The sequence below is a fragment of the Ectothiorhodospira shaposhnikovii genome (genome assembly GCF_016584105.1).
Lineage (GTDB): Bacteria > Pseudomonadota > Gammaproteobacteria > Ectothiorhodospirales > Ectothiorhodospiraceae > Ectothiorhodospira > Ectothiorhodospira shaposhnikovii.
In genome coordinates this window covers 1-14,889 of the sequence record NZ_NRSM01000003.1, presented here as the reverse complement: position 1 = coordinate 14,889, position 14,889 = coordinate 1, and the positions used below count along the sequence as shown (strand labels likewise).

The following is a 14,889-nucleotide window of genomic DNA, read 5'->3' as shown; positions in this document are numbered from 1 at the left end:
AAAGATGATTTTGACAATCATCAAAATCATCCAGAGGGTCCCGTTACCATGCGGTAACATGAGCACCCGCTAACCCGTCACCATCGGGTAACACCCGGCACAAAGCGTTACCACGCGGTAACCAGGAGTCTGTACGACATGGGCGAACCTGCCACCGAGACCGGTTTTTCCCTGCGTCGGCGCCGGACCCTGCAGGCGCTGGGCTGCCTGGGCGCCCTGGGCTGGGCACGTGCCGGCGCCGATGAGCCCATCCGCTTCGGCCTCACGCCGGTGTTCCTGGATGACCAGGTGGGTTTTCTGGGGCGCTGGCGATGGTATCTGGAAGGGCGCCTGGAACGGCCATTGCAGTTCGTGCAGCGACGCAGCTATGACGAGATCCTGCAATTGCTGCTGGAGGGGCGCATCGATTTCAGCTGGCTGTGCGGTTATCCCTACTGGCGTCATCGGCACCGCCTGGCCCTGGTCTCGGTACCGGTCTACGAGGGCGCGCCCCTCTACCGTGCCTACCTGATCCGCCACGCCGAGGACCCCCACCTCCAGGACCTGAACCGGCTGCGGGGTCGTACCTTCGCCTATTCGGATCCGGACTCCAATTCCGGCTATCTCTATGTGCGCCATCGCCTGCAACAACAGGGCCTCGACCCGGCGACCCTCTTCGGCCGCAGTTTCTTCACCCTGGCCCACCGCCGGGTCATCGAGGCCGTGGCGGTCCGGCTGGCGGATGCGGGCGCGGTGGATGGCTACGTCTGGGACGTGCTCTCCCGCCGCGCCCCCGGGATCACCGACGACACCCGTGTCATCGAACGCTCGGACCCCTTCGGTTTTCCCCCGGTGGTGGCCAGTCGGCACCTGGCGCCGACGTTGAGCGAATCCATGCAACGGGTGCTCAACGGGATGCACCGGGATACGGACGGCCGAGCCCTGCTGGCAGAACTGGCCCTGGACCGTTTCGAGACCGCGGCCCCCGACCTCTATGAAGACATCGGTCGCATGGCGGACGGGGTGGCCTGACATGCTGCTGCTGCGCGATCTCAGCCTGCGCTACAAGATCCCCCTGCGGGCCGTGGTCCTGGTGCTGATCACGGCCACCCTGCTCACCGCCGTGCAGGTGCCGCGGGAACGGGATGAACTGCAGCATGACCTGGAGGAAAACGCCCGGCTGCTGGGCATTACTCTCACCCAGAACCTGGTGGTGCCCCTGATACAGGATGACGTCTGGCGGGCCTTTGAACTGCTGCGGTCACCGCTGTCCGGGGTTGACGAGCGGGCGGCGGAGCGCCTGCCCTTCGCCCTGGTATTGTTTGACCGGGACCTGCGGGTGATGGCCAGCTCCGATCCCGCCCGCTATCCGGTGAACGCGGAGCCCGAGGCCCTGCCCCGGTTTCGCGGCATCGCCCCCTGGGTACGGGCATCCCCCACCCTGCCCGGGGCGCGGCCCTTGGTGGTGGACGAAAACACACTGGCCCTGGTGCTGCCGGTGGTGGCCGACGGCGTCACCCTGGGACATCTGGTCCTGGGCTATTCCCGGGACGGCATGCGTGCCCGCGCCGCCCGTCTGGTGCAGCAATCGGTGATCTACACCCTAGCCCTGCTGGCCCTGATCCTGCCCCTCACCTGGTACTGGGGGCAGCGCACCGCCAGACCGCTGATCAAGCTGGCCGACGGCATGGCGCAAGTGGGGGCCGGCCTGCCCGAGGATGCCGCCCTGGACCTGGAAGAGTCGGGGGACGAGATCGGCCGTGCCGGCGTGGCCTTTCGGCGCATGCTCTATGAACTGCGGCAGAAAGAGGCCCTGGAGCAGGAGGTGATGGTGAACGAACGGCTGGCGGCCGTGGGGCGCCTGGCCGCCGGCGTGGCCCATGAGATCAACAACCCTTTGGGGGGCATGCTCAATGCGGTAGATACCTTCAAGCGCTACGGTGGCGATGCCGAGCAGACGGCCCGTACCCTGTCCCTCATCGAACGGGGCCTGCTGCAGATCCGGGACACGGTCTCCGCCCTGTTGGTGGAGGCCCGCCCCTCGGGCAAGCCCCTGTCCCTGCAGGACTTTGAAGACTTGCATACCCTGGTGTCCGCCGACGCCCACCGACAACGGGTGAACTTTGACTGGCACGTGGCGCTGCCGGACGTGCCCCTGCCCTTGCCGGCCACCCTGGTCAGGCAGGTGGTGCTGAACCTGCTGCTCAACGCCCTGCAATCCACGCCGCCAGGCGAGATCATCACCGTCTGCGCCCACATCACGGGCGAATACCTGAGCATCCAGGTGATCAACGCAGGCCCCCTCATCCCGCCGGAACGCCTCGGTCACTTGTTCGAACCCTTCGCCGGAGATCACCCTCGCGGCCACGGCCTGGGCCTGTGGGTGAGCTACCAGATCGTCCAGCAGCTCAGAGGACAGATCGCCGTGGACAGCGACGAGAGTGGCACCGGCTTCACGGTAAGACTGCCCCTGTGCCACGAGGAGGATTGATGAAGACGAAGGCACGCATCCTGATCGTGGAAGACGACGCCATCATGGGTGAGTCCCTGCTGGATCGTTTCCGCCTGGAACACTACGACGCCCTCTGGTGCCGCTCCGCCGAAGACGCCCTGGCCCGCCTGTCCGCCCGGCCGGTGGACCTGGTCCTAAGCGACATTCGTCTTCCCGGGATGAACGGCCGTGCGCTGCTGGAGGCCGTCAACGGTCTGCCGACGGCACCACCGGTCATCCTCATCACCGGTTACGGCGCCATTCAGGAGGCGGTCTCGGCACTCAAGGCGGGGGCGGCGGACTATGTCACCAAACCTTTTGATCTGAACCGGCTGATGGAAAAGGTGGCGGGCCTGTGTCCCGAGCGAGAAGACCGGGAGGGTTTCCCGCCTCTGGGCGTCTCCGCGCAGATGCGGCAACTGGAGTCCCTGCTGCCCCGGGTGGCCGCCCAGGCCGGAACCATACTGATCACGGGAGAATCGGGCGTGGGCAAGGAACGGGTTGCCCGACGCCTGCATGATCTGTCTGGCGGTACCCCCGAATTCCCCTTTTTGGCCATCAACTGCGCCGCCCTGCCCCATCCCCTGCTGGAGGCCGAGCTGTTCGGCCATGAGAAGGGGGCCTTCACCGGTGCAGACCGCCGCCGTACCGGGCTGTTCGAGGCCGCGGGGAGCGGCAGCCTGTTCCTGGATGAGATCGGCGAACTGGATCTGTCCATGCAGGCCAAGCTGCTGCGGGCGGTGCAGGAACGGGAGGTGATGCCCATCGGCAGCCACAGTCCACGACGATTCGAGGCGCGACTGATCTTCGCCACCAACCGAAATCTGCGGGAGGAAGTGGAACAGGGCCGTTTCCGGGAGGACCTGTACTACCGGATCAACGTGATTCACCTGCACGTCCCGCCGCTGCGGGAGCGACGGGAGGACATCCCCTGGCTGGCCCAGGGGTTCGCGGCGGACTGTTCCCGCCGACAGGGCAAGCGCTGTGTGATCACGCCCCAGACGATGGATACCCTGTCGATCCATGATTGGCCGGGCAACGTGCGGGAACTCAAGCACGCCATCGAACGGGCCTGCATCCTGTCCGATTCACCGGTGATCCAGGGGAGTGATATTTTCAGGGAGCGTGACGCGGGCCTATCGGAAACCCACGCCGGGGACACCGGGACATCGGCTCCGGCGGCAACCCATCAGGACTTTGATCTATCCACCCATCTGCAACGCTGTGAGCGGGCCTTCATCCTGGAGGCCCTGCGGGCCAACGAGGGCAGGATCACCCAGACCGCCCAGGCCCTGGGCATCAGCCGCAAGAATCTGTGGGAAAAGATGCGGCGGCTGGGGCTGGGGGCTGATGGGCCGGGGCATTGACTTATTCCGAACATCCCACGCAGATGCGGTTACGCCCCCCGGATTTGGCCTGGTAAAGCAGCTTGTCGGCGGCAATCAGCAGCTCCTGCAGGCTCGTGTCCGGTCTGTGCTGACAGATGCCGATGCTGACCGTGACCGGTCTGGGAACCGGGAATCGATGGGCGGCAATGGCGGCACGGATCTTCTCGGCAATGTTCATTGCCGCGGCCTGATCCGTTTCAGGAAACAGGATGAGAAACTCCTCGCCCCCCCACCGCGCCACGCTGTCGGTGGCGCGAACCATGCTGCGCACCAGGGCCGCCAGTTCCTGGATGACGAAATCGCCCACATGATGGCCATGGGTGTCGTTGATCTGCTTGAAATGATCGATATCGAAGAGCATCAGTACGAAGGTGCCCTGATAGCGACAGACCCGCGAATACTCCTGCTCCAGCTGTTCGTTCATCTTGCGACGATTCATCAGGCCGGTCATGGAGTCGGTCTGGGACAGCCTTTCCAGCAACGCATTGTTGTGCTGAAGCTCCCGATTCTTCTGATACAAGGCGTGTTCCGTCACCGCCTCGATGGCCTGAGAAATGGTACCGATCTCGTTTTTCAATCCCGCCAGCGGCACCGACTGTCGTGTCTGTCCCAAGGCCTTGCCATCGACCACATCCCGAACCCGCTGCTCCAGCAGACGCAACGGCCCCACGATATGGGCGCTCAGGTTTCGTGCCATGGAGGCGGACAGCAACAACGCGATACACAGCACCACGGCCACGCTTTGCAGGATGCGCAACATGATGGGCAACAGGACTTCCCGCTTCTCCACCATGGTGACCACGGTCCAGTTCAGGGGCTCTTCATGAATGAACTGCACCATCCAGGTCCTTTGATCCACTGCCAGGAAGAGCTGACCGCTTCCCTCCCCCATCATCGGCGCCAGGCTGTCCCAACCGGCAAACCGGGTACCAATCAAGCCATCCTGAGCATGAAACAGTATCCTGCCCTCATGATCCAGCACCAGGTTGCGGGCAGTGGTGAAGGAGGGATCGCGGGCGCCGATGACCTCCATCACCGCATCCACCAAAGCATCAATTGCCACCACGCCGCGTAGCCCGCCATCCTCGTCCAGCAATACCTGACTGAACGACACCAGCCACTCGTCCGACTTGATTTCACGGTAAGGGATGCCGCCCGACAATGCCGGGCCCGCTCGCACCCCCGCCTCATACCAGGGGCGGATACGGGGATCGAATCCGGGGGGCGGCACATAATCATTGATGACCAACCGACCGTCCTCGTAGGCTGCGAAGATGAAGTGTATGGTCGGATTGGCATCCTGCAGCACACGGAACAGTTCCAGGAGTTGCGACTCGTCACGGTAGTTCGTATCCATGGCCTGACGCACGGCATCTTTGGCGGCCAGGTACTGCACGACGGACCGCAGCGGCTGTACATAGCCCCGAATATGGTGAGCGGCGGCCATGTTCTTGTTGCGAATGACGGCCTGAGCCGAGTCGAGGCCGCTGTGATACAGCACGACCGACACCAGGGAGCCCAGCAGGATCACCATCGCCAGCGTCAGCAAGACCAGTTTTCCGAACAGCGTCTTCTGGAGGCTCATGCCGCCGGCGCCCCTGTTTTGACTGGTTGCCCCTGGATTGAGGGACAGGGAGAGGAAGGTATGCCGCAGGCGCCATGCCGGCGACCTGCTCCCGCCCATCTTACCAAACAGCGCCATCCTCACGCCGTCACTAACCCTCGCCGGCACCGCCGTCACTCCCGCGAAAGCGGGAGCCCAGGGGGAGGCCCCGCAACTGGATTCCCGCTTTCGCGGGAATGACGGGTACGGATGAAAAACTCTTGCCGTCATTCCAGAACGGACCCTCGCCAAGCCCCGTCGTCACTACGCCAGGCACCGTCGTCACTAACCCTCGCCGGCACCGCCGTCACTCCCGCGAAAGCGGGAGCCCAGGGGGAGCCCCCGCAACTGGATTCCCGCTTTCGCGGGAATGTCGGCCTGGACAACCCCGCATCACCCTCACGCTCCCGGAATACCGCTTTGTGCGGGGTGTCCCGTCCGGAGCATCCCAGGACCTGCAGATGAGGCCGCTAACAATGAGGGCTGATCTACGACTGCCTGACCACCAGCGTGGAGGCAATCAGGTCGTGGAGACCTTGCTTGCGCCGGGTAAAGGCGATCATCAGATAGCCGATGAACAGCAAAAGCGCCGAAAGGATCTTGGACCAGTAGCGGCCATTGGCGCGACCAAAGCCGATCCGGTTGCCGTCCATGTCCGTCACCCGCAGGCCCAGCATCCGCTTGCCGGGGGTGGATTGCCATTTCGAGGACTCGAACACCGTGTAATAGAGCCACCCCAGCAGCAGGGACAGCAGATTACCCATACCTTCCGCAACCAGAGTGATCTCCTGGCCAGTGGCCCCGCTTGCCGCCATGGATGCCCCCAGGGCAAAACCCAGCGGAACCGCCACCACGATGGTGATCAGGGTCAGGATGACCATGTCAATCACGAATGCCAGCAGGCGATACCAGAATCCGGCATCCCTGACCGAGGCTGAGGCGGGCGCAGCAGCGGCGCCCGCTCCCTCCGCCATGTCGGCCGGCAACGGCTGCGTCCCGAGGGACGCCCCGCAACCGGCGCAGAAACGTGCCGAATGATCGTTGTTGTGACCACATTGCGTGCAGTACATGGTGACGCTCCCTGTATCGTCGAAGCTGGCTAAAAGGACTGCTCTGTGCTCGGTCGGTCTGCCTGCGTACAGCCAGGCATTGAAGAAAACCCGGTCTTGGCATGCCCACAACAATAATGGAGAGAACAGGCAAGACCTGGGCCGTCCCACAATAATTCACTTGGGCACCTCATCATTGTACAGCTGATAGCGCGCCTATCGGCGAACCCCGCCCCCTTAACACCACGTTAAGGCCGAAACACCTAATCTTTCCCTCCAGCGACAAGTCATTCACGCTCTGGAGGCATCATGACGATCCTTTACACGCTGTTCGGGCTCATGGCAGTTGGCCTGCTGGGCTATCTGATCTACGCCATGTTTGTCCCGGAGGCATTCCTATGACGATGATTGCACTGGCCCAGTTGCTTATCTTCACTGGCCTGCTATTACTGCTGGCCTGGCCGCTGGGCCTTTACATGGCCCGAGTGTTTTCCGGCGAACGGGTGTTGCTGACCCCCCTTCTGAAACCCGTGGAACAGGCAGCCTATCGCCTCATGGGGATCGATCCGGATCAGCCCCAGGGCTGGAAGAGCTGGAGTGCATCGCTACTAGTCATGTCACTCGTAGCGATCGGTTTTCTATTTCTCCTGCAGATGCTTCAGGGGTGGCTGCCGGCCAATCCGGAAAACCTTCCGCCACCCGCCGTGCATTCGGCCATCAACGTGGCAGTGAGTTTCATCACCAACACCAACTGGCAGAACTACAGTGGCGAAGTGACATATTCCTACCTCACGCAGATGATGGGCCTTGGTGTACTCAATTTCCTGTCCGCCGCCCTGGGCATCGTGGTCCTGATCGCACTGATCCGTGCCATCACCGCCCACGGGACCGGTCATCTGGGGAATTTCTGGGTGGATCTGGTGCGCTGCCACCTGTACGTGCTGCTGCCCCTGGCGACCCTGCTGGCTCTGGTACTGATCTCCCAGGGGGTCGTGCAGACCTTCAGTCCCTATACCAAGGTGGATACGGTCATCGCCCATGCGCCCGCAGACTTGCAAACCGGCCACCTGGAAACGTTGCCCACCCAACAAACGATCCCCCTGGGTCCCGCAGCCTCCCAGATCGCCATCAAGCAGTTGGGCACCAATGGTGGTGGATTTTTCGGTACCAATTCGGCCCATCCCCTGGAAAACCCCACTGCACTCACCAATCTGCTACAGACCCTGGCCATCCTTCTGATCCCGGCGGCACTTACCTTCACCTTTGGACGCATGTCGCGCAATCCTGGACAGGGATGGCTGTTCCTGGGTGTGATGCTGACATTCTGGTTCACCGCGGTGGCCATCGTCACCGCCACGGAACAGATGGGTTCACCGCGCCTGGAAGTGCTGGGCGTTGATCAGATTGCCAGCAGTGAACAGCCCGGCGGCAATATGGAAGGCAAGGAGGCCAGACTGGGGATCGGCCAGTCCTCCCTATGGGCGGTGTCTGCCACGGTGACTTCCAATGGTTCCGTGAATTCCATGCATGCATCCTACCTGCCCATCAGCACGGCAGTGATCATGTCGGGCATGCAGATCGGTGGCCCGGTGTTCGGTGCCGTCGGGGGAGGGCTGCAGAATCTACTGCTCTTCACCCTACTGGCCGTGTTTCTAGCTAGTTTGATGGTGGGCCGCACGCCCTCGTTCATGGGCAAGCCTTTCGGCATGGCGGAGATCCGGCTGGCTACCTTGGGCATCCTGCTACCTGGGGCGGCGGTACTGCTGGGTATCACCTCATCACTGCTGATGCCGGGTTTGACGGATCACATGACCAATGGCGGCCCTCGGGGATTCAGTGAACTGCTGTATGCGTACTCGTCAGCCGGCTTTACCAATGGCAGTGCCTTCGCCGGCCTGAATGCCGACACTCCATGGTTCAATCTGAGCCTTGCCATGGTCATGCTGATCGGCCGCTTTGCGCCCATGCTCGCGGCCCTGGCTATTGCCGGGTATCTGGCACAGAAATCAGCCACCGTGGACGAAAGGAATAGCGTACGCACCACCACCCCTCTGTTTGCCCTGTTGTTGATACTGACCTTTATCGTGATCGGTGGACTGGGTTTCCTGCCGGCTCAAATCGCCGGCCCCATCCTGGAAGCCGTCCTGCTCGCCCATCCGGAGGCATTTTGATGAATACGGTAGGACTGTCTGGAATCTTTTTTGATGCCCGTGTGCTGCGGGAAAGTCTGCGGCTGTTGGGGCCTGGACAGCAATTGCGAAACCCCATCATCTTCGTCGTCTGGGTCAGCGCCTGCCTGGGATTGATCCTGAGCATACTGGCCGCCTTCGGCATGGCGGTGGGGCAATTCCCGATGGTGGCCAGCATCACGCTATGGCTATGGCTCACGGTCCTGTTCAGCAACTGGGTGCAGAGCGTGGCCATGGCCCGAGGGCGCGCTCACGCTCAGGAACTGCGCCGTTCACAGCCACAAGGGCTGGCCTATCGCCTGACGGCGCCGCACCGCGATGCCCCTGGAGAACCAGTCATGGTCGGCGACCTGCAAACCGGTGACTGGGTTCTGGTACAGGCCGGACAACTCATCCCCGCAGACGGCGTGGTCGAAGAGGGCGTGGCTACCGTCGACGAGAGTGCCATCACCGGGGAGTCCGCGCCGGTCATCAGAGAAGGTTGCCGAGACCGTCATCAGGTCCTGGGCGGTACCCGGGTGGTTTCCGACTGGCTCATTGTAAAACTGAGATATACCCGTGAAGGCACCTTCATTGACAGAATGGTGACCATGGTGGAGAGCAGTCAGAGGCACAAGACGCCCACCGAACTGGCCCTGTTCATCTTCCTGATATTCCTGACCATCGTTTCCTTGCTGGTTGTGGTGAGCATTCTGCCCATATCCCATTTCGGTGCTGCTTATGGCGGCGGCAGCCCTCTGGAGCTGATCGTCATCGTCGGTCTGCTGGTCTGTCTGCTGCCCACCACCATCGGTGCCTTGCTCTCCTGCATCAGCCTTTCCGGCCTGACGCGCCTGGGCCAACACAATGTCCTGGCCACCGACAGTCATGCGGTGGAAGTGGCAGGGGATGTGGAGGTCGCGCTACTGGACAAGACTGGCACGATCACTCTGGGCAACCGGGAGGCCTGGCAGCTGATCCCCGCCCCCGGCGTGACGGCACAGGTTCTGGCAGAGGCTGCCGGGCTGGCCTCCATCTCCGACGATACGCCAGAGGGGCGAAGCATCCTGTCACTGGTACAAAGGGAGCAGGGCTTCGCCCCCCCCAGCCTTCCCGCAACAGCAAGACTGATCCCTTTCAGCGCCACGACGCGCATGAGCGGCATCGACATGGCGCAAGAGGGACGTACCGTGCGCAAGGGTGCCGCCGATGCCATTCGCAAACACCTGCAGGCAGAGGGTGGCACGTGGCCCGAAGCTTTGGATTTCGAGGTTCGACGCATCGCTGGTGAGGGTGGCACCCCCCTGGTCGTGGCCGAAGGCCAGCAAGTGCTGGGGACCATCGCTCTGAGAGACAAGATCAAGCCAGGCATCGGTGAGCGCATTGCCGAACTGCGCAAGATGGGCATCCACACGGTGATGATTACGGGTGACAACCCCCTCACTGCCGCCGGCATCGCCGCCGAGGTGGGCGTGGACGAATTCGTCGCTGAGGCCACACCCGAGGACAAACTGGCATTGATTCGTAAGTACCAGACCCAGGGAAAAGTGATCGCCATGAGTGGTGATGGAACCAATGACGCCCCGGCCCTGGCCCAGGCCGACCTGGGTATTTCCATGGGTTCCGGCACACAGGTGGCCAAAGAGGCCGGGAACATGCTGGATCTGGATGCCGATCCCACGAAGATTCGGTATATCGTCGGCATCGGCCGGCAGATCCTGATGGCCAGAGGCGCGGTCACCAGCTTCGGTCTCGCCAACGATGTGGCACGCTTTCTGGTACTCGTTCCCATGGTGCTGGCAGCCACCTTCCCGGCACTGGATGCCCTGAACATACTGCACCTGGGCAGCCCGGAATCGGCCATTCTTGCAGCAGTGATCTTTAATGCCTTGATGATCCCGCTGCTCACCCCGGTGGCGCTACACGGTGTCCGATACACCCCAGCGCGACCCACCGGGCTGCTGCGGCGAAACCTGATCATCTACGGCCTGGGTGGACTGCTGCTGCCGGTGGCAGGCATCAAGATAATCGACCTGTTGCTGGTGGCATCGGGTCTTTTCTGAGAGAAACCATCATGAGACTGATCATTCAACGTTCCCTGGTATTCATGGCGTTGCTCATCTTGCTGACGGGCGTGGCCTATCCCCTGGCCATCACCGGCATGGCCCAGGTGCTGTTTCCTCACCAGGCCAACGGCAGCATCATGGAAGACCAAGGCCATCAGATAGGTGCTTACCACTTGGGACAGGCATTTGCAGGGCCGGCGTATTTCTGGTCCCGTCCCTCCTTGACCGGAGATACTCCCTACGACGGCCTGAACTCCGATGCCAGCAACCTCGGCCCTCTCGAACCGGGCCTGATCGAGGAAGTTCAGGCTCGCATCCATGCGTTGCGAGGTCTGGAAGGTCAGAATCCCGAAAGACCGCTGCCGGTGGACCTGGTCACGGCCTCTGCCAGCGGGCTAGACCCTCACATCAGCCGGGCCGCTGCCCTCTACCAGGCGGAGCGGGTAGCCATGGCCAGAAACATGCCTCTTGAAACCATTCATGATCTCATCGAGACCCATGCGCAAGGGCGTTGGCTGGGTCTCTTCGGCGAGCGGACAGTGCACGTGGTGAGCCTGAATCGAGCCCTGGATCATCGGTACATGGGGGGTGTCACCGGAGTGAGCACCCCATGACCCGATCAAGGAGCGGCTTCGGTCGCCTGAAGATCTATTTTGGGTATGCCGCGGGTGTGGGTAAAACGCACACCATGCTTGAAGTGGCCGTCCGTGCCCGACAGGCAGGCCAGGATGTGGTGGCCGGTTATATAGAGCCTCATGGAAGGGAGGAAATCGACCAGCTTGCGCAACACCTGGAACAGCTACCCTTCAGAAAGACCTCTTATCAGGGGCTGACCATGCAGGAGTTCGACCTCCAGGCCGCTCTGGAACGAAAGCCTGAAATCCTGTTGGTGGACGAGTTGCCCCATAGCAACGCCCCGGACGCCAGGCACCCCAAACGCTACCAGGACATCGCTGAATTGCAGCGGGCGGGCATTGATGTCTGGACCACCATGAACGTTCAGCATTTGGAGGGCTTGAATGACCTGGTGGAGCGCCTGACTGGGATTGTGGTTCAGGAACTGGTGCCAGATAGTGTGTTTGATCAGGCCGATGATGTGGAACTGATTGATCTACCCCCCGAGGAACTATTGGAACGGTTTCATCAGGGCAAGGTTTATGCCCCCGAGAAGGCACAGCGTGCAATGGGGCAGTTCTTCCGTCGCACCAATCTGTTTGCCCTGCGGGAACTGGCCCTGCGACGCACTGCTGAACGCGTCGGCCGGCAGGGTTATCGGGAAACGGGAAGCGAACGCCTCAGGCAGCATATCAGCAGTGGTGAACGCATCCTTGTGTGTATCGCCCCGCGCAAGACCACGGAACGGGTTCTGCGCACTGCACAACGCATGGCTTCGGCCTTTCAGGCCCCTTGGACCGCTCTGTACGTACAGACGCCGGACCTGAGTTCGGAAGACCCGGAGATTCAACATAAGGTCAATGAGCACCTTGCCCATGCCGGTCGTCTTGGGGCGGATACGGTCACTATATCCGCCGAGAACGCAGTGGATGGCATCGTAGCCCACGCCCGGCAACATGGTTTTACTCAGATCATCGTCGGATGCCACGAGGCATTTCTCCGACGGCGACGGTTCGGTCGCTCCATAACCCGACGTCTACTCAGCCAAGGCGGCAGCTTCGATGTGCATGTGGTCAGCGCGGGAAAGGATGATCGGCCTCCGCGCACCATCACACAAAGATCGGAAACCCACCCGGTCCTGCCTCACCACTGGCTGGAAGCCGGCAGCGCCCTGGCCCTAGCCACGGGCATCGCCTTTGGGTTCAGGGAGATGGGACTGGCGGAGGCCAATATCATCATGGCCTACCTGGCAGCCGTCGTCTTCGCTGCGGTCCGCGCGCCCTTGAAGGTGGCATTGATCAGTTCAGGCCTTGCCGTGCTGCTTTACGACCTGTTCTTTACTGCCCCTTTCTACACGGTGGTCGTGGATGATATCCAGTACCTCTTCACTTTTGGTGTCATGGGTCTCGTCGCCCTCACGATCACGACCCTGACCGCTCGCGTCCGTCGCCATGCCCGGATCGCCGAGGATCTCCAACAGCGCGCGGAACGCCTGTCCAAGCTGGCTCGCACACTGAGCAGACAAAGTGGCCAAACCCGTCTCGTACAGGTCGCCGAGGCCGAACTGCGCGAGATATTTCCTATCCATGTAAGGATGCTGCTGCCCGACAGACAAGGGCGTATCAACCCCGGCCCCGTTAACCTGCCGCCTATCCGGGATCTGACCAAGGACGAACTGGCCCTGGCCGAGTGGGTACTGAACAACGGCGTACCTGCGGGGCGTGGGACCGATACCCTACCGGGCAACCCAGGCCTGCTACTACCTCTGGGTGGCTCGGGGCGCACCCTGGGAGTGGTCATACTGCACCGGACCAATAACTCTCAAGACCCACTCTGGCCCGCGGAAGAATGGCGTTTGCTGAAGGCCTGTCTGTTACAGGTGAGCATCGCCCTCGAGCGGGAATACCTGTCCGAGATCTCCCGCAATACCGAGGTCCAGGTTGAGACGGAACGGCTGCGCTCGGCGATACTCAGTTCGGTCTCCCATGATCTTCGCACTCCCTTGTCCACCATCCTCGGGGCGGCCTCTTCTCTACAATCCATGCCGGCGGACTGCCCCACGGGAGTCTGGCAGGATCTTTTACATCGTATCGTTAACGAAGCCGTGGAGATGGAAAAGCTTATTGAAGACCTGGTCAGCATGAGTCGACTGGAGGCACAGGGAGAGCGGATGGTTCAGTTGAGCTGGCAGGAGATTGATGATGTGGTCAACGCCACCCTCAATCGCATGCGATCCCACCTGGCGAATCGCCCCATTCATTGCATTCTGGATGAGTCCCTGCCTACCACCGCAATGGATCCCGTGCTGATTCAACAGGTATTGAGCAATCTGCTAGAGAATGCCATCACCTATTCTGCCGACAGGTCACCGGTCGGTATCAGCGTGACCGAGGAAAGCGGCGTGATCATCTTCAGTATCAGTGACCGGGGGCCCGGCATCCCCGAGGAGGACCGTGAACGGGTCTTCACGAAATTCTATCGGGGTCCCAATGCCTCGGACAGCCGCGGGCTGGGTATCGGCCTGAACATCTGCAAAGCCATTGTCGAGGCCCATCGTGGACGCTTGTGGATCGAAGACAATCCCGGCGGCGGGGCGGTGTTCAGATTCTCCCTCCCGGTCAGCGGCTGGCCGCCACTGCCCCGGCCGTCCACCAATGCCACCGAAGCCGCCGAAGCCAACGCATGAAATCCCTGGTCAAGCCCAGCATTCTGGTCGTGGAAGACGACGCATCCCTGGCCGCTGTGCTGGTGTCCACCCTGCAGATGCACGGCTTTGAGATCACCCACGCCGCCAAAGCCTCGAATGCCCTGGCACTGCTTGAACAATGCCAATTGGACCTGATACTCCTGGATCTGGGATTACCGGACATGAATGGTATTGAAGTCATCCCTCGCATCCGCGCCTGGAGCCAGATGCCCATCATCGTACTTTCGGCCCGTGGCCATGAAAATGACAAGGTGACAGCACTCAACCTGGGAGCGGATGACTACCTGACCAAGCCCTTCGGCACCGGCGAGTTGCTGGCCCGAATCCGGGTGGCGCTCCGCCACCGGGACCAGCGGAATGAATCCCGCCCCGAACAGCCGGTACTGCGCTGCGGGGCACTGGAAATTCATCTGGCGCGGCACGAAGTGCACAGGGATAACCATCGAATCATCCTGACACCCACCGAATATGATCTGCTGGTCTGCCTGGCCCATCGCCAGGGCCAAGTGGTCACTCACAAGCAGATCCTGAAAACTGTCTGGGGCAGCACCGCAAACACCCATCAATCCGATTCATTGCGGGTATTTATTCGAACCTTGCGAAAAAAAATTGAACCGGATCCCGCCCGCCCCACCTATCTGATCACGGAAGTCGGTATTGGATATCGCTTGACCGAGCCCGGCATGATGCCGGCCGGGCCGTAGCTTGGCTCTTGGCGGTCCTGGTATTCGGCTACATGCTGGCGGTGGCCCACACCAAACAGGCCCTTCCCTTCTGATCCCCTTCATTATGCACGGTGCCGCCCTCCCCACCCTCCCAAGAC

At 61.8% G+C, this 14,889-nt stretch carries 11 protein-coding genes; 9 read left to right on the top strand and 2 right to left on the bottom strand.

Going from position 1 to position 14,889, the window contains the following annotated elements; translation table 11 throughout:
- Positions 1-138: 138 nt before the first annotated feature.
- The 3 genes from CKO35_RS02395 to CKO35_RS02385 are packed head-to-tail and all read left to right on the top strand — an operon-like array spanning position 139 to position 3,837.
- Entirely contained in the window at positions 139-1,011 is an 873-nt protein-coding gene (locus CKO35_RS02395) for a substrate-binding domain-containing protein (RefSeq protein ID WP_200172235.1), read from the top strand.
- 1 nt (position 1,012) lies between these two features.
- On the top strand, positions 1,013-2,470 hold the full coding sequence (locus CKO35_RS02390) for a sensor histidine kinase (RefSeq protein ID WP_200172233.1): 1,458 nt from the start codon (positions 1,013-1,015) through the stop codon (positions 2,468-2,470).
- Entirely contained in the window at positions 2,470-3,837 is a 1,368-nt protein-coding gene (locus tag CKO35_RS02385) for a sigma-54-dependent transcriptional regulator (RefSeq protein WP_200172231.1), read from the top strand. Before CKO35_RS02390 ends, CKO35_RS02385 begins: the two co-directional genes overlap by 1 nt.
- Position 3,838: 1 nt before the next feature.
- Here CKO35_RS02385 and CKO35_RS02380 read toward each other — a convergent pair whose 3' ends face one another.
- Complete coding sequence (locus tag CKO35_RS02380) at positions 3,839-5,443, bottom strand: sensor domain-containing diguanylate cyclase (protein ID WP_200172229.1); 1,605 nt, start codon at positions 5,441-5,443, stop codon at positions 3,839-3,841.
- 506 nt (positions 5,444-5,949) lie between these two features.
- Positions 5,950-6,531 (bottom strand): RDD family protein, encoded by a 582-nt coding sequence (locus tag CKO35_RS02375; protein ID WP_200172227.1) that lies wholly within the window; start codon positions 6,529-6,531, stop codon positions 5,950-5,952.
- Between the two features lie 288 nt (positions 6,532-6,819).
- On the opposite strand from CKO35_RS02375, the gene kdpF reads away from it, so the two are divergent.
- The 6 genes from kdpF to CKO35_RS02345 are packed head-to-tail and all read left to right on the top strand — an operon-like array spanning position 6,820 to position 14,770.
- Complete coding sequence (gene kdpF, locus CKO35_RS02370; RefSeq protein ID WP_200172225.1) at positions 6,820-6,912, top strand: K(+)-transporting ATPase subunit F; 93 nt, start codon at positions 6,820-6,822, stop codon at positions 6,910-6,912.
- Positions 6,909-8,681 carry a potassium-transporting ATPase subunit KdpA gene (gene kdpA, locus CKO35_RS02365; RefSeq protein WP_200172224.1) on the top strand — a complete coding sequence of 591 codons (1,773 nt, stop codon included), beginning with the start codon at positions 6,909-6,911 and terminating at the stop codon, positions 8,679-8,681. The genes kdpF and kdpA overlap by 4 nt, the downstream gene beginning before the upstream one ends.
- Positions 8,681-10,741: a potassium-transporting ATPase subunit KdpB gene (gene kdpB, locus CKO35_RS02360; protein ID WP_200172222.1), complete on the top strand. Its 2,061-nt coding sequence runs from the start codon at positions 8,681-8,683 to the stop codon at positions 10,739-10,741. Before kdpA ends, kdpB begins: the two co-directional genes overlap by 1 nt.
- Positions 10,742-10,752: 11 nt before the next feature.
- On the top strand, positions 10,753-11,358 hold the full coding sequence (gene kdpC, locus CKO35_RS02355) for a potassium-transporting ATPase subunit KdpC (RefSeq protein WP_200172220.1): 606 nt from the start codon (positions 10,753-10,755) through the stop codon (positions 11,356-11,358).
- Positions 11,355-14,045: a sensor histidine kinase gene (locus CKO35_RS02350; protein ID WP_200172218.1), complete on the top strand. Its 2,691-nt coding sequence runs from the start codon at positions 11,355-11,357 to the stop codon at positions 14,043-14,045. Before kdpC ends, CKO35_RS02350 begins: the two co-directional genes overlap by 4 nt.
- Complete coding sequence (locus tag CKO35_RS02345; RefSeq protein WP_200172215.1) at positions 14,042-14,770, top strand: response regulator transcription factor; 729 nt, start codon at positions 14,042-14,044, stop codon at positions 14,768-14,770. Before CKO35_RS02350 ends, CKO35_RS02345 begins: the two co-directional genes overlap by 4 nt.
- The last annotated feature ends 119 nt before the right edge of the window (positions 14,771-14,889 follow it).

Coding starts and splice junctions, on each gene's coding strand:
- CKO35_RS02345 (WP_200172215.1), top strand. CDS start 14,042: ATGAAATCCCTGGTCAAGCCCAGCATTCTGGTCGTGGAAGACGACGCA.
- CKO35_RS02350 (WP_200172218.1), top strand. CDS start 11,355: ATGACCCGATCAAGGAGCGGCTTCGGTCGCCTGAAGATCTATTTTGGG.
- kdpB (WP_200172222.1), top strand. CDS start 8,681: ATGAATACGGTAGGACTGTCTGGAATCTTTTTTGATGCCCGTGTGCTG.
- CKO35_RS02375 (WP_200172227.1), bottom strand. CDS start 6,531: ATGTACTGCACGCAATGTGGTCACAACAACGATCATTCGGCACGTTTC.
- CKO35_RS02395 (WP_200172235.1), top strand. CDS start 139: ATGGGCGAACCTGCCACCGAGACCGGTTTTTCCCTGCGTCGGCGCCGG.
- CKO35_RS02380 (WP_200172229.1), bottom strand. CDS start 5,443: ATGAGCCTCCAGAAGACGCTGTTCGGAAAACTGGTCTTGCTGACGCTG.
- CKO35_RS02390 (WP_200172233.1), top strand. CDS start 1,013: ATGCTGCTGCTGCGCGATCTCAGCCTGCGCTACAAGATCCCCCTGCGG.
- kdpA (WP_200172224.1), top strand. CDS start 6,909: ATGACGATGATTGCACTGGCCCAGTTGCTTATCTTCACTGGCCTGCTA.
- CKO35_RS02385 (WP_200172231.1), top strand. CDS start 2,470: ATGAAGACGAAGGCACGCATCCTGATCGTGGAAGACGACGCCATCATG.
- kdpF (WP_200172225.1), top strand. CDS start 6,820: ATGACGATCCTTTACACGCTGTTCGGGCTCATGGCAGTTGGCCTGCTG.
- kdpC (WP_200172220.1), top strand. CDS start 10,753: ATGAGACTGATCATTCAACGTTCCCTGGTATTCATGGCGTTGCTCATC.